Origin of the sequence: Flavihumibacter sp. UBA7668, from assembly GCF_002483205.1 — a bacterium.
Classification (GTDB): domain Bacteria; phylum Bacteroidota; class Bacteroidia; order Chitinophagales; family Chitinophagaceae; genus Flavihumibacter.
Genome location: NZ_DLHM01000007.1, coordinates 1,088,019 through 1,110,751 on the forward strand (window position 1 = coordinate 1,088,019; position 22,733 = coordinate 1,110,751).

The 22,733-nt window shown below is 43.9% G+C and carries 21 protein-coding genes; 18 read left to right on the forward strand and 3 right to left on the reverse strand.

All coding sequences use genetic code 11. From position 1 onward, the window contains the following. Positions 1 to 362: 362 nt before the first annotated feature. Positions 363 to 2,522, reverse strand: a complete 2,160-nt coding sequence (locus tag B2746_RS22005) for an alpha-L-fucosidase (RefSeq protein ID WP_290799180.1) — start codon at positions 2,520 to 2,522, stop codon at positions 363 to 365. 86 nt (positions 2,523 to 2,608) lie between these two features. Between B2746_RS22005 and B2746_RS22010 the strand changes: the two genes are divergently transcribed. Next, positions 2,609 to 4,921, forward strand: coding sequence for a DUF4838 domain-containing protein (locus B2746_RS22010; protein ID WP_290799182.1), 2,313 nt, complete (start codon positions 2,609 to 2,611; stop codon positions 4,919 to 4,921). Between the two features lie 21 nt (positions 4,922 to 4,942). Here the strand turns inward: B2746_RS22010 and aqpZ are convergent, their stop codons facing one another. Beyond that, the gene (aqpZ, locus tag B2746_RS22015; protein ID WP_290799184.1) at positions 4,943 to 5,626 is read right to left on the reverse strand and encodes an aquaporin Z; all 684 of its coding nucleotides are present in this window, start codon (positions 5,624 to 5,626) and stop codon (positions 4,943 to 4,945) included. Between the two features lie 21 nt (positions 5,627 to 5,647). Here aqpZ and B2746_RS22020 point away from each other — a divergent pair, with 21 nt between their 5' ends. Further along, positions 5,648 to 6,103, forward strand: a complete 456-nt coding sequence (locus B2746_RS22020) for a hypothetical protein (RefSeq protein ID WP_290799186.1) — start codon at positions 5,648 to 5,650, stop codon at positions 6,101 to 6,103. A 349-nt stretch (positions 6,104 to 6,452) separates the two neighbouring features. Here B2746_RS22020 and B2746_RS22025 read toward each other — a convergent pair whose 3' ends face one another. Further along, complete coding sequence (locus tag B2746_RS22025) at positions 6,453 to 8,981, reverse strand: family 20 glycosylhydrolase (RefSeq protein ID WP_290799188.1); 2,529 nt, start codon at positions 8,979 to 8,981, stop codon at positions 6,453 to 6,455. A 97-nt stretch (positions 8,982 to 9,078) separates the two neighbouring features. Here B2746_RS22025 and acpS point away from each other — a divergent pair, with 97 nt between their 5' ends. The 16 genes from acpS to B2746_RS22105 all read left to right on the forward strand — a co-directional run bounded on the left by acpS (position 9,079) and on the right by B2746_RS22105 (position 22,732). Then, the gene (gene acpS, locus B2746_RS22030; protein WP_290799190.1) at positions 9,079 to 9,453 is read left to right on the forward strand and encodes a holo-ACP synthase; all 375 of its coding nucleotides are present in this window, start codon (positions 9,079 to 9,081) and stop codon (positions 9,451 to 9,453) included. Positions 9,454 to 9,468: 15 nt separating this feature from the next. Continuing rightward, on the forward strand, positions 9,469 to 10,758 hold the full coding sequence (locus tag B2746_RS22035; RefSeq protein WP_290799192.1) for a phenylacetate--CoA ligase family protein: 1,290 nt from the start codon (positions 9,469 to 9,471) through the stop codon (positions 10,756 to 10,758). A gap of 57 nt (positions 10,759 to 10,815) precedes the next feature. Next, positions 10,816 to 12,381 carry an HAL/PAL/TAL family ammonia-lyase gene (locus B2746_RS22040; RefSeq protein WP_290799194.1) on the forward strand — a complete coding sequence of 522 codons (1,566 nt, stop codon included), beginning with the start codon at positions 10,816 to 10,818 and terminating at the stop codon, positions 12,379 to 12,381. Between the two features lie 7 nt (positions 12,382 to 12,388). Continuing rightward, entirely contained in the window at positions 12,389 to 13,117 is a 729-nt protein-coding gene (gene fabG, locus B2746_RS22045; RefSeq protein WP_290799195.1) for a 3-oxoacyl-ACP reductase FabG, read from the forward strand. Between the two features lie 5 nt (positions 13,118 to 13,122). Next, the gene (locus B2746_RS22050) at positions 13,123 to 14,346 is read left to right on the forward strand and encodes a beta-ketoacyl-[acyl-carrier-protein] synthase family protein (RefSeq protein ID WP_290799197.1); all 1,224 of its coding nucleotides are present in this window, start codon (positions 13,123 to 13,125) and stop codon (positions 14,344 to 14,346) included. A gap of 68 nt (positions 14,347 to 14,414) precedes the next feature. Further along, entirely contained in the window at positions 14,415 to 14,672 is a 258-nt protein-coding gene (locus B2746_RS22055; RefSeq protein WP_290799199.1) for an acyl carrier protein, read from the forward strand. Next, positions 14,672 to 15,553 carry a lipid A biosynthesis acyltransferase gene (locus B2746_RS22060; RefSeq protein ID WP_290799200.1) on the forward strand — a complete coding sequence of 294 codons (882 nt, stop codon included), beginning with the start codon at positions 14,672 to 14,674 and terminating at the stop codon, positions 15,551 to 15,553. Before B2746_RS22055 ends, B2746_RS22060 begins: the two co-directional genes overlap by 1 nt. After that, entirely contained in the window at positions 15,550 to 15,981 is a 432-nt protein-coding gene (locus B2746_RS22065; RefSeq protein ID WP_290799202.1) for a 3-hydroxyacyl-ACP dehydratase, read from the forward strand. Before B2746_RS22060 ends, B2746_RS22065 begins: the two co-directional genes overlap by 4 nt. A gap of 17 nt (positions 15,982 to 15,998) precedes the next feature. Beyond that, the gene (locus tag B2746_RS22070; protein ID WP_290799204.1) at positions 15,999 to 16,637 is read left to right on the forward strand and encodes a hypothetical protein; all 639 of its coding nucleotides are present in this window, start codon (positions 15,999 to 16,001) and stop codon (positions 16,635 to 16,637) included. 11 nt (positions 16,638 to 16,648) lie between these two features. Next, entirely contained in the window at positions 16,649 to 17,083 is a 435-nt protein-coding gene (locus tag B2746_RS22075) for an acyl-CoA thioesterase (protein WP_290799206.1), read from the forward strand. Continuing rightward, positions 17,083 to 18,231 (forward strand): beta-ketoacyl-[acyl-carrier-protein] synthase family protein, encoded by a 1,149-nt coding sequence (locus B2746_RS22080; protein WP_290799208.1) that lies wholly within the window; start codon positions 17,083 to 17,085, stop codon positions 18,229 to 18,231. The genes B2746_RS22075 and B2746_RS22080 overlap by 1 nt, the downstream gene beginning before the upstream one ends. 13 nt (positions 18,232 to 18,244) lie before the next feature. Then, a complete protein-coding gene (locus tag B2746_RS22085) occupies positions 18,245 to 19,315 on the forward strand; it encodes a methyltransferase (protein ID WP_290799209.1) in 1,071 nt (356 codons plus the stop codon). Positions 19,316 to 19,359: 44 nt separating this feature from the next. Further along, positions 19,360 to 20,607, forward strand: a complete 1,248-nt coding sequence (locus B2746_RS22090; RefSeq protein ID WP_290799210.1) for an NAD(P)/FAD-dependent oxidoreductase — start codon at positions 19,360 to 19,362, stop codon at positions 20,605 to 20,607. Continuing rightward, positions 20,604 to 21,257, forward strand: a complete 654-nt coding sequence (locus B2746_RS22095) for a hypothetical protein (RefSeq protein WP_290799211.1) — start codon at positions 20,604 to 20,606, stop codon at positions 21,255 to 21,257. Before B2746_RS22090 ends, B2746_RS22095 begins: the two co-directional genes overlap by 4 nt. Next, complete coding sequence (locus B2746_RS22100; RefSeq protein ID WP_290799213.1) at positions 21,235 to 21,504, forward strand: phosphopantetheine-binding protein; 270 nt, start codon at positions 21,235 to 21,237, stop codon at positions 21,502 to 21,504. The genes B2746_RS22095 and B2746_RS22100 overlap by 23 nt, the downstream gene beginning before the upstream one ends. 1 nt (position 21,505) lies before the next feature. Continuing rightward, positions 21,506 to 22,732 (forward strand): beta-ketoacyl-[acyl-carrier-protein] synthase family protein, encoded by a 1,227-nt coding sequence (locus B2746_RS22105; RefSeq protein ID WP_290799215.1) that lies wholly within the window; start codon positions 21,506 to 21,508, stop codon positions 22,730 to 22,732. Position 22,733 lies beyond the last annotated feature (1 nt).

The window sequence follows — 22,733 nt, forward strand, 5'->3', positions numbered from 1 at the left end:
TACTGCCTGGGATTCATTTTAAGCTGTGTTAAATGGAGCTGTGGATCTATAGAAAAGTGCTTACCGATGGAAAACTTAACCCAGGCGCAAGCTGTGCAGCCAGAGCGAGTATCATATCGGTAGGCATTGTTTCCGGAGGTTCTGAGCTTGCTGAAATTCATTGCTCCGAGAAGTCCGCCGCTGACGGTGTAATGTTCCTTTACTATTTTTTGTGAAAAGCTGCGCAGGCTTCCTGCCAGTAATAGCAGAAGCAACATAAATGGATTGCTCATTCCTGTAGCATATTAGTATGATTAAATGACTACTACAGGCCTATAACCGGTAACTAAATTTATTGAATATTATATATAGTAAAATTTTCTTTACTGAATAAAGTCAAAAAAGTTGGCGTTCAATGTTCTTGGCTTACTACTTGTCTGCTTTACCGATAGTTTGACATAACGGCCTTGTTTAAGGGAAGGAAATTTAAAACTTCGCTTGCTAGGGTCATTCACTATATTACCAAATTCAAAGCTTCCGGCAGTTTCCCAATTGGTAGCATCCGTGCTGGTGAAAATTTCACCTTTTTCCAGTAATCCGGATTTAGTGTAGGCCGGAGGCAGGTAGGCGAATCCGGTTAAAGAATACGTGTTGCCAAGATCAATGATTATCAGTTCTGCAGTTGCGGATATTGTTTTCCAATTGGATGGCGGGATTCCAATCTGATCGGTTGCGATGGCCCCCATTTCATCGTTAGCAAAAGCAACCGCTTTTAGCAAACCTCCTTTAAATTCAAAGGGTGCAGTATAAAGCGTTGATTTTTCCGTTGGAGCGCTACCATCGGTTGTGTAGAAAATCTTAATTCCGGAATTGATATTCCCTGCACCATTTTCCCCATGCGGATTCCAGTTGAATGTTTTTTTAACCGGCGAAATTTCGAGCAGCCCTTCTTTTGTCCGGTTAAAACTTAATTGAGGCGGACGGGTTTTATAATAATGAGCAGCTATTTCTGTAATGGCAGGATGATACCTGGCACCGGTTATGCGCAACCGAAAACGATCCGATGTAAGTTCCGGAAACCGGAGAATGCGTTTGTATCCGATATTGGTGGCGGTGGCTATTTCTTTCCATTCATTGTTAATAAATGCTTCCAGTTTGTGGTTGGCAACGCGTTCCCCATGTGATTTTACAGCTTCCTGGATAACAAAGCGGTTGATCGTAACCGGAGCTGGTGTTTCGATTTCAATAATATCAGTTGAATCTTTTACCAGGAAATAGGTATCCGCACGTTTATCTAATAATCCGGTGGTTGCTTCCCCGTTTTGCAACAGATTGTTTGCATAAGTTGCTGTAATTCTTTTACCAACCTCTTCTAATACCGAGACATCTTCCGGTGAAAATTTACCATCACGGTTGGGAGGAATATTCAGGAGGAAGGTAGAGTTACCACCCACTGAACGCTCATAAATATCAAACACATCATCTGCACTTCGCACTTTCTGTTCGGTATCGTCTCTGTAAAACCAGCCTTCCCGGATGGAAGTATTGGTTTCTGCCTGCTGGTAATGCAGGTACTTCGCCTTATACAATTGCTCCGGGTGCCCGAGTGAGTCGTTTGTCAGGTCAGCGAAATTATTCATCAGCGCGGGATCTGTTTCGTACGGCATTACATTCCACTCTGTATCCCGGGTTCTGCCGGCTTCATTGCCACACCAGCGGATATCCTGCTTTCCGAATACAACAGCTTTCGGCGCCAGCTTATGAATCAGTTTTTTCCAGGCCAGGTAATTGTATTGTTGTCCGCCTTTTGTTTTCGGATGAGCCCCATCGAACCAGACTTCATCAATCGGACCGTATTCCGTAAGCAATTCAAATAACTGGTTCAGGAAATATTCGTTGTAATCATCCACTTCAAATTCGAATGTGGTGGTATTGGCAAAAGGGCGGCCTTCTACCGGACGGGGGATCGTTCGTTTCGTGATTGGAGAAAGATTCCCATACAATCCGGTTTTGCTTTCAATCTGGTAGAGATCAGCCGGAGAGAGATAAACACCCAGTTTGAGTCCGTATTTTTTGCAGGAAGCGCTGAGGTCCTTCATGATATCCCCCCTGCCATTTTGAAAAGGGGAGGACATAATTCCATGCGAGGTATAGCGGCTTTGCCAGAGCACAAATCCATCATGGTGTTTGGCGGTAAGAATAACCATTTTCATACCGGCAGCTTTCATGGCAGCACACCACTGATCAGTATCCAATTGCTGCAGATTGAAGATGTTGGGGTCTTCCATGCCATTTCCCCATTCCATGCGGGTGAAGGTATTCGGGCCAAAATGAATAAAGGCAATGAATTCATTTTTCAAGGCTTCGTATTGATTATCGGTAGGAACCACATGAGCCGCTTTCAGCAGGATGGAATCCGGCGTATCTGTTGCTGTAATTGCAATGGTGCTGGCGGGTGTATAGAGATTTTCTTTAGTGCCGGTAGAGCAGGAATAGATCCCGATGGTAAAAAAGAAAAACGAAGCGATTTGAAAAGGTTTCATACTAAACAGAATAAGCCATCAAATTAGTTTAAGTCCGGCGTATTTATTGACTCAATCTTGTGCATTCAATGGCTTATATTCACTGAATGGGACAGAATTCTACCAGGAAGATAACAAGGCAGGGCTTTTTAAAAGAAGCCGGATTGCTGACAGGAGGCTTTTTTCTTTTTCCTATGCCGGCGATGCTTAATAAAAACCAACCTGATTTGTTGACCTATCAGTTGATTATTCCTGACGCCGCAACAAAGATGGAAAAAGAAGCCGCAGTGCTATTGCGTAAACACCTGCTTGAAGTGGCAGCATTCGAACTTCCGATAATTAAAGAAAGCGAGTATTCAACTGACCCGGCCATATTCATTGGCAATACCAGCTATGGCAACACTGAAATTGACGGCCGACAACTTGAACAGGATGGGATAATAATTAAACCGGTTGGTAACAGGCTGGTGCTAACCGGCGGCAGTGAGCAAGGGATTCTGTATGCGGTGTATCATTATCTTGAATTGATTGGCTTCCGGCAATTTACCTCCACAGTTACATATATTCCGAAAGCAGCCAGCATCAGTTTTCCGGAGAAAGAGATCATGCATGTGCCGTACATGAAATATCGCACAACAAATTATAAAGACACGAGAGAAACGGGGTATAGTAACTGGCATAAATTATCTTCCACTGCGCAGTGGGGACTCTTTGTTCATACCTTCAATGAATTGGTTCCACCGGAAGAATTTGGAACCAGTAATCCGGACTTTTTTTCATTGATAAATGGCAACCGCTTACCAGGCACACAGCTTTGTCTTTCTAATGAGCAGATGCTGCAAGTTGTGATTCAGAAGCTGGAAAAGAAAATAAGAGAAAAACCGGCTGCCACCTACTGGTCGGTAAGTCAGAATGACAATGATCAGCATTGCCAGTGTGAGTATTGTACCCGACTCAATAAGCAATATGGTGGCGTTCCAAGTGGCTCCATTATTTATTTTGTTAACCAGGTGGCGCGAAAGTTTCCCGACAAAATTATTTCTACACTTGCCTATTGGTATTCGAGAAAGGCACCTGTCGGTATCTCCATAGAACCGAATGTCAATATCATGCTGTGTAATATAGAAAGCAGGCGACAATTACCGGTTTTTAAAACGGATCCGGCATTTTCAAAAGATCTGACCGACTGGGGTAAGTTGACCAGCAATATTCTGATTTGGGATTACAATATTCAGTTCACGAATTTATTAAGTCCGTTTCCAAATCTGCATACGATCAAACCCAATATTCAATTTTACAAAGAGAACCATGTAAACGCCCTGTTTATGCAGGCCAATGCGCAGGCAGGAGGTGAAATGGCCGCACTGCGTGCATACCTCATCAGCAAACTTATGTTTGATCCGGAGCTGGATGACGATGCGGTTATCAATGATTTTCTACACGGTTATTATGGATCAGCTGGCAACTATATTCGTCAATACATAGACCGTATGTGGGAATCTCTATTGAAGACCGGTGCCCAACTGAATATATTCGGTGGCCCGAATGATGCAAAGGATTCCTGGTTGTCGGTGGAAATGATGGAAGAATATAAAAGAATTTTTGATCAGGCAGAAGCTGCCGTATCAACTCATTCGGAATTACTCAGGCGGGTAAAGATTGCACGTTTACCAATCCTGTATGCGGAGATTCAGATTGGACGAAATGAGATTGGAACACCCAGAAGTATGTTTGAAAGGTTGACAGCAGATAAAATACGTGTAAAACCTGCAATGAAAAAAATGGTGAAGGATTTTGTGCAGTTGTGTAAAGAAGATGGGGTGAGCCGGCTTCAGGAAAGATCTACACCGCCTGATGATTTTTTGCAATCCTACAACAGAATTTTTCATGGGATGGATGAAATGGAGAAGGTAGTTTCTGTTGGTAAAAAGATCCTTCCCGTAAATTTGCCCGACAAGAGTCATGCCGCCATTACAGCGTTGACCGATGGCGTATTGGGGTCTTATGAATCCTGGAGCAATCCTGATATTCATTGGGTAGCGTACAAAGGGACGCATATGGATTTTGTGCTTGATTTGGGAAAACGGATGACGATACATTCCGTATCCATGGATTTTCTGAATGCACAGGCACAGGCAGACTGGAACCTGCATGTATTACCGTCGTTTGTTAGTTATGCAATTTCTGAGGATGGGCAAAATTACAGTGCTCCGCAAAAAATAGTAAACCCCCATAATCCCAACCCATTTGAGAATCGGGGCATTATCAATATCCCCTTTCATACTTTCCGCGCAACATTCAATCGTATCAAAGCAAGATATATTCGGGTACACGCTGAAAGCATGTTGCAGTTGCCTTCCTGGCATATCCGGAAAGGACAACCGGCCTGGATGTATACAGATGAGATTATTGTAAAATAAAACAAGGCATATCAGGTGCAATTACTTGGGCTCATCCAGCAGGTATTTGTAAAGGAGTCCTGCTACAGCGGCGCCTGCAATCGGAACCAGGATAAACAGCCAGAGTTGTTCAATGGCCCAGTCTCCAACAAAAACAGCCTGACTGATACTGCGAGCTGGATTAACCGAAGTATTGGTAACGGGTATGGAAATAAGATGAATCAGGGTTAGTGCCAGACCGATAGTAATCCCAGCAAAACCATTGGCTGCACGTTTTGCAGTTGCTCCCAGGATGATAAAAAGAAACATGGCGGTCATCACAAATTCTGTAGCAATAGCTGCTTTTATGCCATATTTCCCGGGAGAATGTGCCCGGTATCCATTTGCTGCAAAGTCTCCGATCTGGGATCCATTGCCGGTTGCAACTACATACAAAAATGCGGCTCCCACTATTGCACCCAAAACCTGTGCAAGTATATACATGGGTGCCAGCCTGGCTTCAAACTTACCCGCAGCAACCAAACCAATAGTAACAGCAGGGTTAAGATGCGCTCCTGAAATTGGTCCCAGTGCATAGGCAATGGTAAGTACTGTTAAACCAAATGCCAGCGAAACACCTAAGAGGCCAATTCCTACATCGGGAAAAGCGGCTGCCAGTACCGCGCTGCCACATCCTCCGATTACCAGCCAGCAGGTGCCGATGAATTCTGCCAGATAAATTTTCATATGTAAAATTTTTGTTGGAAAATGAGATATGAAAATTTACTATATATTATTTATATTCTTGAAAAATATTATATGATTGGCCAGCGAGGAAGATTGTTGGGCTGTTGTTTATTGTTTCCGGTCAGTCAGCTCTTTGCTCAAACCAATGCTGCAAAAAAGGACAGCACAGCTGTTCAGGTAAACCTGTATGGAAGTTTCCGCGGACATTTTGCTGCTTACGACAAGGAGATAGAGATCCAGGAAAATGCTTCCCGTATGGGCTTTGAGATCAGTGCAAAAAGAAAAGCGATTCGCTATTTCGCTGGTTTGGAAATGCAGGTTAATATGTTTCGCTCAGCAACAAGTTTCAACCTAAGCGCCAGTACAACGGGAGGATACCTGGAAGCCGACCGCAATCAGAACCGGCAGTTGTTGACCAGCCGGCTTGGATACCTGGGCATAGACCTGGGCAAATGGGGCAGTTTTGTATTGGGATAACAGCGCAGTATTTATTACGATATAACCAGTTATACAGATCGGTTTAATGTTTTCGGAGGAGGTGCAAGTGCTATCAACCCGATACAGAAATTTATACGCTAACCGGAGACCGCCCTTTTGATCCGGCGTTCAAAAGAAGGTACCTTCTGCTGGGTGCAGAGTATCGCCCGGTCCGGTTCGGAAAAATATACTCCGAAATACGGATTGCCAGTGGTACCACTGCACTGGGTTTAAAAGAAGCTTCCGTTTTTACAGTTGGACTTCGGTTTGATGCCCAAAAATTTTTCTCCTTAAACGTATTATCAACCCTGTCAAACGAAGAATAAGTGGATGAACTGTTTAAACGCGTTTAGTTTGAAACAGTACGTGATGATCTCCCCGAGCTTGTAAATGTTTTTGCTTTAATGATTCCATTCGCCTCAATCGGACCTGTATACTCCATAGATTTTTCAGTTGGTTCTGAACCATCTGTTGTATACCGAATCACCAGGCCGGGAAACTGAACATTCATCAGCACTTTGCCATTTTCCAGTTTCATGCCCGGTGGTGGTATCCGGTAGGCAAATCCACCTGCATAATAATCCAATTTCGGTAATTCCTGCTGACCGAGTCGATTGGCAAAACGATTCCAGTCTGCTGCATATAATTCACCAGCCTTTTCATAATCGGAACTGGTAGCCCACTCCGGATCTGCCGACCAGGCGCGTTCTGCCAATCCCAATAATTTTGGCAGTATCATATATTCCAGATTGGCTTCACTGCGTAAAGTCTCTGACCAAATCAGGCCCTGCAACCCAATAATATTTGATTTCCCAAAATCAGTCAGGCGGTCTTTTCCTGCAAATGCATCCGCCTTTACGGGATTGCCGGCTGCATCTTCTTTTGTATTACGGAAATAATCATAAGGTATAAAATAAAACGGTTTGTCTACATCCGTAAACCCACCCCAGTAATAACCCGGCTCCTGCGGCGAACGCAGGTAAGACATATCAAAATAGTTATTACTTACCGGAGATAAAATAACTTTATAGCCTGCATTTGCCAGACGATAGGGAAGATCTTCATTTCCCCATCCAACCATATTGTTCCAGACGTGCAAACGATATCCCTCATTTGCCAAACGGGGATTAACAATCAACTTCGTTTGTCCATGTAGTTTAGTTTTACGCATACCCACTTCTTCCCATCCGGATAACTCCAATCCGCGTGCTACCAGCATTTTTTGCACCCGTGTAAAATAATAATACCAGAGGTCATCCACATTTTCAAGGGTTGGATCCGCTGCAATCAGGGCTTTGCATCTTGGGGAGCCTTCCCAAACACCGGCAGGTACTTCATCTCCACCCATATGGATGGTAGTTAGCGGGGCACCTGCTTCTTTATAAATTCCGACCACATCATCAATTATGCGCTCAATAAAAGTGTAAACCGATGGCATTGCCACACACATCACATTATCCGTCCAGGCTTGTGCAGTGCTATACTTCGATTGATCCATCGTATCACGTAACAAATATTTCAATGCTTCCTCACGATTACCTTCTGCCATAAATTTCCGATACCGTGCATCCATCGATTTAATGGCAGCCCTTGCATGTCCGGGTGTTTCTATTTCCGGAATAATCTGAATATGCCGCTCCTTAGCATACTGAAGGATTTCAATAAAATCCTGACGCGAATAAAATCCGCTTGCCGGGAGTTTTCCCGGTATTGGTCCTGCACCATAGGAAGGAGGTAAATTATTTTTACTATTCAGCGGATGCCCTCTTAGTGCACCTACCTGTGTTAGTTCCGGAAAGGAGGGCATTTCAATTCTCCAGCCTTCATCATCATTGAAATGCAAATGAAGTGCATTGAGTTTGTACATGGCCATCAGATCCAGCATACGCAGCATTTCTTTTTTGGGCTGAAAATTTCTTGCGATATCAATCATCAGGCTGCGGAATCCAAACCGGGGCGCATCTTTTACTTCTGCTGCGGGTAATTGAATTGATCCTGTTTTATTTTTCCATTGTACAGCAGGAATCAGCGATTGCAAACTCTGAATTCCATAAAATATTCCGGCACTTGTGCCGGCACTGATTACAACAGCGTTTGCAGAAATTGACAACTCATAGGCTTCTCCCTTCAGGTTATTTTTTTTCAAGTGGATAGTTCCTTCCCGATCCGGACTGGCCGAGCTAACCGGCAAGGTTTTTCCAAACAAACTCAATCCCTGTTTTGACAGATAGTTAGCTTCTGATCCAAATACCGGATCGGTAAAAATGGTGGTTTGTGCATCCAATTTAAAATTACCGGTACCGGAAATCAGGCTTACCGGAGTCGGAAGAATTGCCGCACCAGGAGTTGCCTCATATTTTACCGAAGCATAGTTTATATAAAAATCCTCTGTGGATTTGTATGCAATTGTAGTATCACTGAACTGACCATGTTTAACACTGGCTAAATTGTATCCCTTTTCAGGATTCGAATCCCATACCAGGTAAATTCCATTTGGTGCAGCGGAATGATTGAGGGAATATCCCACGGTTGGGTATTGAAATGATACAGATGCTCCTTTTTTCAATGCCACAGAACCAGCCACCGGGAAAAGCTTATATAAATCACCATTCACATGTTCAATCCTCCAACCACTGGCTGTTGTAGGAATTGCTTCCCGGCTGCAGGAAAAATAGATTGTCCAGCCATTGCCTGGAAATTCCTTTTTGCCCAGGTTCGTCAGTGTCAGTTCGTTCAGTGCCTTGAATTCTTTGTTATAATTATTGGTTATCAGCCGCCATTGCAACTCTATTGAAACCAGGGTTTCAGTATTTTTTTTCTGACAGAAGGAGGTCATACAAAGCAGCAGGAGGAAAAATGCAACGAAAAAACGCATCATGTTGGTTATATATAAGGGTCTAAAATTAGGATATAAATAATGGCAACTTCATCAAAAATCACAAATCCATTAGCTTTGGCCCAATTAAACTGAAGCAATGATCCTTGGCACCGGCATCGATTTGGTGGAAGTGGACCGTATAGAACGAAGTCTCAAAGGAAAGGAAGGCTTCCGGAAACTGGTATTTTCTGCGGGCGAAATTGCTTATTGTGAAAAACAGGCAAATCCCTATCAGCATTATGCAGCCCGTTTTGCCGCGAAAGAAGCATTTCTTAAGGCACTTGGCACCGGGTGGATAAATGGAACTGCTTTTCATGAAATTGAAATTATTCACAACGTACAGGGACAACCGCAAATCAACCTGTTGGGCGAAACCGCTCAAACATTGGCCGGTAGGCCATTCCGCCTTATCCATGTATCTTTGTCGCACCAGAAAACCATGGCCACCGCAGTAGTGCTGCTGGAAGACTAATGTTGCAACCAAACTATGTATTCACCCGAAATTGTTTTTGAAGATGTCTTTCGAATCAGGGAATTGCAGGAAAAGAAGCTGCAGGAACTGATGCTGTATCTTGCTTCCCATTCTGTTTTTTATAAGGAGCGATTTGCCGCTTATGGAATTAATCCTTCTGCCATTCAAGCGCTTTCCGATTTGCAACAGATACCAGTCACCACCAAAGAAGAGCTTCAGTTAAGGAACTGGGATTTCTGTTGCGTGCCGCGAACAGAAATTGCAGAATATATGTCGAGTTCGGGTACCCTGGGTGCGCCGGTTACCATCGCATTGACAGAAAATGACCTGACGCGACTGGCTTATAATGAACTTAATTCGTTTCAACTGGCTGGCGGATCGGCTGCCGACACCTACCAGTTGATGCTGACACTGGACCGCCAGTTCATGGCTGGAATTGCCTATTATATGGGCATCCGAAAATTAGGTGCCTCCCTGGTAAGGGTTGGTCCGGGTGCTCCCTTTTTACAATGGGCTACGATTCAGCGACTGAGCCCAACTGTTATAGTGGCTGTTCCTTCTTTCCTGGTAAAGTTGATAGAATTTGCTGAAGCCAATGGCATTGATCTGAATACCAGCTCGGTTAAATCAGCCATTTGTATCGGCGAAACCATCCGGCTTCCGGATAATACGCCAAACCGACTGGCGAAGCGCATCCAAAAAGCCTGGAATATAACCCTTTACGGCACCTATGCTTCCACAGAGATGCAAACAGCTTTCACGGAATGTGAAGCAGGTTCAGGTGGCCATCTTAATCCGGAATTGCTGATTGTTGAACTGCTGGACGAAAACAACCAACCGGTTGCTGCCGGTGAACCAGGTGAAGTAACCATTACTACTTTAGGCGTGGAAGGAATGCCCCTGCTACGATACAAAACAGGCGATATCTGTATACTTCAGGAAGCACCCTGTTCCTGCGGAAGAAATAGTCCGAGACTGAGCGGAGTCATCGGCCGGAGACAGCAAATGATCAAATTCAAAGGAACCACCCTTTATCCACCGGCCATCTATGATCTGCTGAATGAAATTCCGGCAATCCGGGATTATGTGATTGAATTGAAAAGGAGCGAATGGGATACCGATGAAGTTAGGCTGCACCTCGATATTCCTGAACCATCCGAAAGCCTCCTAACTACCATTCGTGAAAAACTGAGGTCAGGATTGCGGGTAATTCCGGAAATTTTGGTTACTTCAGCGGCTGAAATACAAGCGCTTCAATTTCCGGAAGGCGGCAGAAAACCGCAGAAATTGATCGATCACCGCTAATTGCGGCAATTTTGTTCATTATCCCTAATTTTGAGCCCTTTCAATAACGACAAGAACGTGATAAATTTTACGATCGACAAACAGTTGACCCTATCCGATTTTCAGGAAATAGTACTGGAAGAAAAACCTCTTTCCATTAGTTCCGCTATCCTTAATAATGTAGCGAAGAACCACGATTTCCTTAAAGGCTTCGCGTCCAACAAAATTATTTATGGCATTAATACAGGTTTTGGTCCCATGGCTCAATACCGGATCAGTGAGCAAAACCTCAATGCCCTTCAATACAACCTGATTCGCAGCCACAGTACCGGAAGCGGTCAGCCGATTGCGCCGGTATTGGTTCGGGGATTACTGCTGGCCCGCCTTAATAATTTTCTGCAGGGATATTCCGGCATTCATCCCGAACTGGTTGAATTGCTGGTGGAACTGCTGAATAAAAAAGTGTACCCGGTTATTTATGAACATGGCGGCGTTGGAGCAAGTGGCGATCTTGTTCAACTGGCGCATCTTGCGCTGACCCTGATCGGAGAAGGAGATGTATGGTATGAGGGCGTAATTCGCCCAACGGAAGAAGTCTTCGCGCAGTTATCGATCAAACCGCTCACCATTCATGTACGTGAAGGATTGGCGCTGATCAATGGTACTTCAGCTATGACAGGCATTGCCTTGGTAAACCTGTTGCAGGCCAGAAAACTGTTGGAATGGTCCGTTTTCCTTTCTGCCATGACCAATGAAGTGGTGGAAGCCTATGATGATCATTTCTCTCATGAACTAAACCATGTCAAACACCATCCGGGGCAGCAGGCGATCGCCAAAATGATGCGCAACCTGCTCGGCGATAGTCATATGATCCGCAGCAGAAAAAAACATCTCTATGAAGGGGATAAGATGGATCAGGATGTTTTTGAGGACAAAGTGCAGGAATATTATTCTCTTCGTTGTATTACCCAGGTGCTTGGTCCAATTCTGGATACCATTGAACAGGCAGAAAAAGTGATTGTAGCGGAATTTAATTCGGTAAATGATAATCCGATTATTGACCATGAAAATGCAAATATTTTCCATGGAGGTAATTTTCATGGCGATTATGTTTCGCTTGAAATGGATAAGCTGAAAATTGCCATCACCAAACTGAGCATGTTGAGTGAGCGACAGTTGAACTACCTGTTGAATGCCCGGCTAAATGAAAAATTCCCGCCATTCCTGAACCTGGGCACACTTGGTCTGAATTTCGGTATTCAGGGGATGCAATTCACCGCAACTTCCACTGTTGCTGAGAATCAGACCTTCAGCAACCCCATGTATATTCACAGCATCCCGAATAATAATGATAATCAGGACATCGTCAGCATGGGTTCCAATGCAGCCCTGCTTACCCGTCGGGTGATCAATAATTCATTTGAAGTGTTAGTAATACAGATGATCACTTTATTACATGCGGTGGATTACCTGAAATGTCAGGATCGGATGGCTTCTGCCACACTGGGACTGTACAAGGAAATCCATGCTATTTTCCCAAGTTTTGTGGAGGATGCCCCGCGGTATAAAATGATTGCTGCGGTGCGTGCTTATTTTGAACAGGCTGAGCCGGTAGTAAGCAGGGCCATCCGTCAACAACAATAAATTGCGTATGAAAACTGTATTGGTAACCGGAGGATCCCGTGGAATTGGTCGTGCTATCTGCCTGAAAATGGCCGGATTAGGCTACCATGTGCTGGTTAATTACAAAGGCAATCAGGCAGCTGCCGAAGAAACTCTGGAGGGAATTAAGGCAGTCGGAGCTACCGGAGAATTAATCGCTTTTAATGTAGCAGATAAGGAACAGATCAAATCTGTTTTGGGTGGATGGATCGAAGCAAATAAGGAAAACCCTATTGAAGTCCTGGTGAATAATGCCGGTATCAAAGACGATACCCTGATGATGTGGATGAAAGATGAACAGTGGGAATCCGTACTATCTACCAGTCTGGATGCTTTTTTCTATGTTACCAGAGAGGTTTTAAGTGGAATGCTGATGCGCAGAATGGGGAGAATCATCAATGTTGTTTCCTTATCGGGGTTGAAAGGAATGCCCGGACAAACCAATTACTCTGCCGCAAAGGCCGGTGTTATCGGGGCAACAAAAGCACTTGCACAGGAAGTTGCGAAACGTGGAGTAACGGTAAATGCAGTGGCACCTGGTTTCATTCAAACTGATATGACCGAAGCACTCAATGAACAGGAACTCAAAGCCATGATTCCGGTGCAGCGATTCGGAAAGCCGGAAGAGGTAGCACATGCCGTGGCATTTTTAGCTTCGCCGGATTCTGGTTATATTACAGGTACCGTTTTATCGATTAACGGAGGACTTTATACATAGCAGGCATGAAGAGAGTAGTGATTACAGGTATGGGGATCTATTCCTGTATTGGAAAAAATCTCAATGAGGTAAAACAATCCCTTTACGAAGGGAAATCAGGTATAATTCTGGACCAGGCCCGGAAGGAATTCGGGTATCGTTCCGGGTTAACCGGTTTTGTGGAGCGTCCCAATCTGAAGGGAATGCTCGATCGCAGGGCAAGAATCATGTTACCCCAGCAGGGTGAGTATGCGTATATGGCTACCATTGAAGCGCTTCAACAGGCCGGGATAACCGAAGAACTGCTGAATTCCATGACTATTGGGGTCCTTTATGGAAACGATAGTTCCGCAGAGCCGGTTGTAACAGGCACAGACCTCATGCGGGAGAAAAAAGATACCACATTGGTAGGGTCCGGTTCGGTTTTCCAGGTAATGAATTCTACGGTTACCATGAACCTGGCCACTATTTTCAGACTAAAAGGGGTAAATTTTACGATTAGTGCAGCCTGCGCCAGCGGAAGCCATTCTATTGGTCTGGGCTACCATTTTATTAAATCCGGTTTGCAGGAGGCGGTGATTTGCGGTGGAGCTCAGGAAATCAATATTTATTCAATGGGCAGTTTTGATGCCCTTTCGGCTTTTTCAATTCGTGAATCCGATCCTACCAGGGCCTCCCGCCCTTTTGATAAAAACCGGGATGGCCTTATTCCTTCCGGTGGCGCTGCTACAGTAATACTGGAAAGTCTTGATTCTGCGCTTGCAAGAGGAGCCAATATCCTGGGAGAAGTGGTTGGATATGGATTTTCTTCCAATGGTGAACATATTTCGAATCCTACGGTAGATGGCCCGGTACGGGCATTAAATATGGCGTTGAAGGATGCAGGTCTAAGTTCAAAGGATATTTATTATATTAATGCTCACGCTACATCCACACCAGCGGGTGATAGTAGTGAAGCAAGAGCCATTCATGAAGTATTTGGATCTACCCGACCCTATGTAAGTTCTACCAAATCCATGACAGGTCATGAATGCTGGATGGCTGGTGCCAGTGAAATTGTTTACAGCATGCTGATGATGCAAAATAACTTTATAGCACCCAATATCAATTTTGAAGAGCCGGATGAGGATTCTGAACGGATCAACCTCGTTACAAAAACAATTGACACCGATTTCGATTGTTTTTTATCCAATTCATTTGGCTTTGGGGGAACGAATTCCTCACTGATCGTCCGTAAATATTACAATTAATCACCGATATTCGACGTTTTATCCTTTTACTGATTAAAGAAAACCTTAACCGACTTAATTTAGCCGCTATGACAATTGAGCAAATTATTGAAAAGATCAATTACCTGTTGGTGGAAGAGTTTGAAGTGGACGCGGACAAAATTTCTCCTGAAGCGAACCTCAAAGAAACCCTTGAACTCGATAGTCTGGATTATATCGATATGGTGGTGGTATTGGAACACCATTTCGGTTTTAAAGTAAAACCGGAAGATTTTATAAGTATCGAAAGTATCCAGGATTTTTATGATTATACTGCCCAAAGAATCAACTCTAAAGAACTGGTATAATGGCTACCTGGCAGGGGAAGTCCCAGGCTACTCCGCTGGGTTACCGCATATTTGTTGTGGTACTCAGGCGATTGGGGCTTTCTCCCGCGTATGTGTTGCTTCGATTTGTAGCCGCCTATTATTTTCTTTTTTCCGGGAAATCAACCCGGGTTTTGTTACACTATTTTCAGGATCGCCTGGGATATTCCGGCTGGAAAGCCAGAAAAGCGGTCTATAGCACCTATTATCAGTTTGGTCAGACATTGATAGATAAAGTAGCGGTGATGGCGGGCCTGAATCCAGATTTAAGTTTTGATTTTGATGGAGAAGAATGGCTCCACCAGATGGTAAAACAGGGAAAAGGAGGACTGCTCCTGAGCGCACATGTTGGTAATTGGGAAATCGCCGGACACCTGCTTAAACGATTGAAGGCACCGATAAATGTAGTCATGTACGATGGTGAAGAGGAACAGATAAAAGCATATCTGGAAAATGTAACCGGAGGCCGAAACATGAAACTGATCCTAATCAGGGACGACATGAGTCATATTTTTGCTATAAATCAGGCTTTGGACAGAAATGAACTGGTTTGCATCCATGCGGACCGTTTTCTGGAAGGAAATAAAACGCTTTCGGCCCAATTCCTGGGGAAAACAGCTAATTTTCCGCTTGGTCCGTTTTTATTAGCGGCCAGCCTGCAGGTTCCGGTTAGTTTTGTTTACGCATTTAAGGAATCAAATCGGCATTATCATTTTTTCGCCAGTCCGCCGGTAAACTATACCAGTGGCACCAGACAGGAAAGAGTGAACAATGCCCTGCAGGATTTTGTGGTGGAAACTGAGCAGAAATTGCGACGCTATCCCACTCAATGGTTTAATTTTTACGATTTCTGGAAAGCATGACACTACTGATCAACGAGCAATTAGAACAAATTCTTCCCCAGCGCGCTCCCTTCGTTATGATCGATGCGCTGGTAGCTGATGATCCTGCCCAAACGGAAACTGGTTTTGAAATCTTACCCGAAAATATTTTGACCCGGAATGGCAAAGCTACGGCTGCCTTACTGGTTGAAAATATTGCACAAACCGCTGCAGCAGGTGCCGGATATAAGGCTCTTCAGGGCAATGGTCCTGTGTTGGTAGGTTTTATAGGAGCCATCAAAAACCTGGAGATTCATGCACTGCCAGAGGTAGGTACCCGACTGAAAACGATCACCAGGCAGGTCAACACGGTGTTTAATGTATCCATAGTAGAAGGCTATGTATATAAAGGCGATCAGTTGCTGGCCTCCTGTGAAATTAAAATTTTTCTTCAGGAACCCAAATCATAACCATTAATACTACAGCCATGAAAAAATGTGTTCAATTTTTATTAAGTGGATTTTTTTTACTGATCGCTTCATCTGCTTTTACCCAAAAGAAATCAGATATTCTTAGTGAAGGAACACCACTGGTGTACTTAGGTGTGGATTTTTCCAAAACAAAAGTGATCAATGATATTGCTGCAACTACCTATGATATCAAAACAAGACATTTCCCGGGTATCAACCAGGTAGTGATTGCAGAACCTAAGAAATTCGACTGGCCTAAATACCTGGAGCGCGGTAATATTACCAATGATATTGCTGCAGTTACAGCAATTAATGAAAAAATTGATGAAAAAGCTATCAATAGCAGTTCAACAGCTGATGAAACTCATCTGAAAGAAGCGGATATCCAGGGTATGGTGAACAAATACGATCTTTCCGGAAAGAAAGGAGTTGGACTGGTCATCATTATGGAAGCACTGAGTAAAACTTCAGAGTCAGCTTCTATGTATATCACCTTCATCGATCTTTCTTCTAAAAAAGTATTACACACGGAACGTATGGTGGAAAAAGCAGGTGGTTTTGGTTTCCGTAACTATTACGCCAGTACCATTTTCAAAGCCATGCAATCCATAAAAAAATCGAAACTCAAGTCCTGGCGTTCCAGCTTTGGGTCCTGAGTATAAAACCTATGAATAAAGGATCCCTTTCATATACAACAGAACTGGCCGTACGCTTTAATGAAGCAGATCCGCTGGGCATTGTCTGGCATGGCCACTATGTGCGCTATTTCGAAGATGGCCGAGAAGCATTTGGCCAGGCATTCGAACTTAGTTACCTGCATATTTATAAACAGGGCTATTCCGTACCGATTGTGAAAATTGATGCGGATTACAAGAAATCACTGAAATACGGAGATCGGGTGATTATTGAAACGGAATATATTCCCTGCCATGCTGCCAAGTTGCAGTTTAATTATCGGTTGTATAATGCAGCTACCAGAGAACTGGTTGCAAAGGGGTCAACCATTCAGGTATTTTTGGATCATCCCGGAAATACCTTACAATTAATAAACCCGCCTTTTTATGAGGCATGGAAGAAAAAATACATAACATCGGTTGACTGATGACTGTCCCTCCTGTATATATAATTGCCCACCAGGTGCTGACTCCGCTTGCAAGCGGTACGGCTGCCAATCTGGATGCTATTGCAGAAGGAAAAACTGCAGTTGTTGACAATCGGCACCAGCTCTTTCAGGACCAGGGAATTTGTGGATCCTTATTCAGTGCTGAACAATGGCTTACAATGAAGGCACCGTTGGGAAATAATTTCACCAACTTTGAATCCTTATTGCTACAATCAATCAACGAGGTGGTCAGGCAATCGGGGGTTAATCTTGCAGAAAAAGATTCGGTCCTGATTATAGCATCAACAAAGGGTAATATAGGAGAATTAAAACAAGGCGGAACCGATGCCGCTGAGTTGGCTGGCTTACACCATTCGGCTATTATGCTGGCCGGTGTTTTGAAGTACCATAGCCGACCCCTTATTGTATCAAATGCATGTATTTCCGGGATGACGGCTTTACTGGTAGCCAAACGATTACTACAGGCAGGTCATTATAAGCATGCAGTTGTAGCGGGCGCTGATTGTATCAGTCCATTTATTTTGGCAGGATTTAAATCTTTTCAGGCATTGAGTCCTGCTGTTTGCCGGCCTTTTGATAAAGATAGAAACGGATTAAATCTGGGTGAGGGAGCTGCGACGATAATTCTCAGTACGCAGCATGCAGCGTCGGTTACAATGGTATTAAGTGGAGGTGCAACCAGCAATGATGCCAATCATATTTCCGGGCCATCCAGAACCGGTGCTGAAATGGCACATGCCATCCGTGGATCCATGCGGCAGGCAGGTGTTCAGGCAGACAAAATTGGATTTATCTCAGCTCATGGAACTGCAACCCCTTACAATGATGAAATGGAATCCAAAGCCTTTTTAGCGGCTGAACTTAGCCAGGTACCTGCATTCAGTCTTAAAGCCAGCTTCGGCCATACACTCGGAGCTGCCGGGCTCATTGAATCGGCTATCTCTCTTGAAGCCATGAATCGGGGCTGGATATTGCCATCCAAAGGATACAGCAACCATGGAGTAACAGTTCCGGTAACCATAGCGAAAGAGTTAAGTAAAAATCAATCGCTCCAACATTTTATAAAAACAGGATCGGGTTTTGGCGGATGTAATGCAGCCCTGGTCTTCTCTAAAACAACCATATAGTAGTTCAATTATTATGAATCATTTTTCCAAAGACCGATTAACAGCTGTAGAAGCAAAAGAAGCTGCTCAACGAGTTGCCTTTGGCCCCGTTATGTTCCAGGCTGCACAGGCCATGCGCAAAAATGGCCTGCTGCAAACTATAAGAGATGCAGGTAAAGCAGGAATAACTATTGAAGAGGCAGCAGCCAAATCTGGTCTTTCCCATTATGGAGCACGGGTTTTGATGGAAGCTGGTTTGGGCATGGGTGCTTTTCTGCTGAATGATGATAAGTACAGCATTACCAAAATGGGCTTTTTCCTACTCTCTGATCCTCTCACCAATGTGAACATGAATTTCATTGATGATGTTTGTTATGACGGGCTGGCTGAATTGGAAGAAAGCATCGCCACCGGTAAACCGGAAGGATTAAAGGTTTTTGGTGAATGGACTACCATATATGAAGCACTTTCCAAATTGCCAAAACAGGTTCAGAAAAGCTGGTTTGAATTTGATCATTATTATTCTGATGGTTCCTTTCCTTTGGTGTTACCCATGGTATTTGCTACCGGAGTAAAAAAAATTATTGATATCGGCGGTAATACCGGAAAATGGAGTATTTCCTGCGCACAGTATGCTCCTGATATTTATGTTACAATTATGGATTTACCAGGGCAGGTATCCATGGCAAAAGAAAAAATTGAATCACTTGGATTAGCAGATCGGATCCAGTTTCATCCGGTAAATATTCTGGATGAAAAGCAACAATTTCCAAAAGGACATGATGGTGTTTGGATGAGCCAGTTTCTGGATTGTTTTTCTGATGATGAAATAACATCCATCCTTAAACGCAGTAATGATGCCATTGACGAAAACGGATACGTTTTTATTCTGGAAAATTTCTGGGATTGTCAGCGATTCGAAGGAGCTGCCTTCAGTCTTCAGATGACATCGCTCTATTTTACTGCTCTTGCAAATGGGAATAGCCAAATGTACGATTCGAAGGTTTTCAAAAAATGTATTTATGATGCGGGATTAAAAATCGAAGAGCAGATAGATCATATCGGTGAAGGCGGGCATACACTCCTGATCTGCCGCAAACAATAATTAACCATTAATCATCCACATTTTTCAATCCTAAAACAATCAATGTGAAGCATATTCAAACAGATGTCCTGGTCATTGGTGCTGGTCCCTCTGGCACTGTTGCGGCCTCCATCATTAAAAAAGCCGGCTATAATGTTACCATCGTGGAGAAAATGAAATTTCCCCGTTTTGTAATTGGGGAGAGTTTATTGCCACGCTGTATGGAAGCACTCGAGGAAGCTGGATTTCTGGATGCAGTTCGGGAGAAATCTTTTCAGGAAAAATTTGGGGCGAAATTTGTAAAGGATGGAATGATCTGTGATTATTCATTTGGTGATCAGTTTACAAAAGGATGGACCTGGACCTGGCAGGCGCCAAGGGCAGAATTGGATAAAACACTTGCCGACTGCTGTGAAGCGATGGATATTCCCATTCATTATGAAACAACGGTAACAGATATCCGTTTTACCGGTTCAGATTCAATAACCACCGTGGTTGATAAAGAAGGCCAAAACGCTACCATCAGTGCTCGCTTTATTGTTGATGGAAGCGGATATGGACGGGTTATTCCAAAATTATTCGGACTCGATCGCCCCTCTTCCCTTCCAGGCAGAAAAGCCCTGTTTTGTCATATGAAGGACGAAAAAAGAATGGCGGTGCATGAGCCCAATAGAATCACCATTGTTACACATAAACCCGGTGTATGGATCTGGGTAATTCCATTTTCTTCCGGTATTACTTCGGTAGGATATGTGGGCGACCCTTCCTTTTTTGCAAACTACAGTGGAAATAACGAAGAGGTTTACAATGCGTTATTGGAAGCTGAACCCTATCTGGCTGATCGGTTTAGGGGAGCTGAAAAAATATTTGAAGTTCGGTCTCTGGAATCATGGTCAGCAACCTGCGATAAATTTTATGGAGATGGTTTTGTGCTGACAGGAAATGTTACCGAGTTCCTTGACCCAATTTTTTCATCCGGAGTAACGCTCGCAACGGTATCAAGTCAAACTGCAGCACATCTGGTAATCCGTACATTACAGGGAGGAAAAGTGGATTGGGATAAGGAATATATGGAACACATGATGCAGGGTGTGAATACTTTCCGCACTTATGTGAATTGCTGGTACGACGGCACCCTGGATACTATTTTCTTCTCCAAAAACCAGCAGCCTGAAATTAAAAACATGATTTGTTCTGTTTTGGCTGGATATGTTTGGGATAAGGAGAATCCTTTCGTAAAAGAACATTTCCGACAGGTTAAAAAATTAGCCCGAACACTTACATTAAAACAAATGTTGGAAGAAGGTTCATGAGTACTCAGTCAATGGCAGCTTACTGGATTAATGCGGCGGCGAGGATCAGTGAAAATCGGGCCTTCCGAAACAGCGAATTACTGTTGGAGAAACAGCGCGCTTCCGCGGATGAGTTTTTAGCTGAACTATACAGCAAAATTGGCCTGAATTATCCAAAATGGTACAAAATGGACCGGCTTTCCAAACTGGGAATGCTAGCGGCAGAGCTGGTACTCAGTTCGCCTTTTAACAGCAGGGAGTATGATCCGTTTGAATTGGGTATTGTATTGTCAAACAGACATTCCAGTCTGGATACTGACCGAAAATTCGTGGAGCAGTTAGGCGGAATTCCGAGTCCGGCTGTTTTTGTATACACCCTGCCTAATATAGTAACCGGAGAAATCAGCATCCGGCATGGTTTTAAGGGAGAGCAGGCATTTTTTATTGATGAGGAGTTTCCTGCAGAATTTCTGGTAAACTATATTAGCCGGCTTTTTGAAGAGGGCTCAACCCATACCTGTCTCGTAGGCTGGACAGACATTCTGGGAGAGAGCTACAATGCAACCCTGTACAGAGTTTCCCGGGTTCGGGAGGATTCAGTACATTCAATCCCTTTTACAAGTAAAAATCTTTATCAATATCTACATCATGAACAGGGATCAGTTAGTTGAAGAATTAAAACAGCAGATAATTGAACAATTGAATTTGCAGGTGAAACCGTCTGATATTGTGGCGGCTGATCCGTTGTTCAATGAAGGATTGGGGCTGGACTCGATCGATGCCTTAGAGCTGATTGTTCTAATGCAGCAGAAGTACCGGATTAAGCTGGCGAATGCAGAAGATGGTCCAAAAGTATTTCAGTCGGTAGATACCATGGCTGATTTTATTATTGCCAATCAAACTCCACAAGCAGGCTGATATGCAGCAGGCGGTTTACATAGCAGGCAAAGGTGCGATCTCCTGTATTGGTAAAAATGTGCAGGAAAATAGTTCAGCATTACATGAGGGAAGAACAGGAATCGGCCCCATCCGTTACCTGCATACCTTGCATGCAACAACTTTTCCTGCCGGAGAGGTAAAAGCAGATAACGATGAATTGGCTGCAATGGCTGGATGGACTGGCACCAATAGCCGGACATCCCTGCTTGGATTTATTGCAGCCCGGGAAGCGCTGCAGGAAGCAGGGTTATGGGAGGGAAATCGCATCAGACAAAACATGAATGGCCGGCGTTTGCGGATTGGACTGATTTCTTCTACCACAGTAGCCGGAATGGATCTCACAGAAAATTTTTTTCCCGGCTTTCTTGATAATTCCGCTTCAGGCAAATTACGGTTTGTAAAACAACATGAAGCTGGCGCAACAACCGAACGAATTGCGCTTGGTTTGGGGGTGAAAGATTATCTGAATACCATCAGTACCGCCTGTTCCTCTTCGGCAAACGCCATTATGCTGGGGGCCCGCCTATTGAAAGCGGGACAGTTGGATGTTGTTATTGCGGGAGGAACGGATGCTTTATCAAAATTTACCCTAAACGGATTTAATACCCTGATGATTCTGGATCAACAACTTTGTCAGCCTTTTGACAAACAAAGGCGCGGACTCAATCTGGGTGAAGGAGCAGGATTTGTTGTTTTGGTTGGGGATGAAACTGCCAAATTATTGGGCGGATCATATAAAGTTAAACTGGCTGGTTATGCCAATGCAAATGATGCACATCACCAGACAGCCTCTTCTCCCGATGGTACCGGATCTTTCCTGGCAATGAAAGGCGCGCTTGAAATGGCGGGTGTTTCGCCTGAAGAAGTAGGGTATATCAACCTGCATGGTACTGGTACACAAAACAATGATTCATCCGAAAGCATTGCCATTCAACGATTGTTTGGAAATCGCTATCCGGCAATGAGTACTACCAAATCATTTACCGGACATACACTAGCAGCATGCGGGGGACTGGAAGCAATTTATTCCTGTGTTTCACTGGAAGAACAGGTATTGTTTCCCTGTTTACGCATACAACAACCTGTTATAGATGATCCGGGTGTTGTAGTTACAAGTTTGCGTCAGGTTACCGGCCTGCGTTCTATTTTATCCAATTCCTTCGGTTTCGGAGGAAATTGTTCATCCTTATTTTTTTCGCTGACCTGAT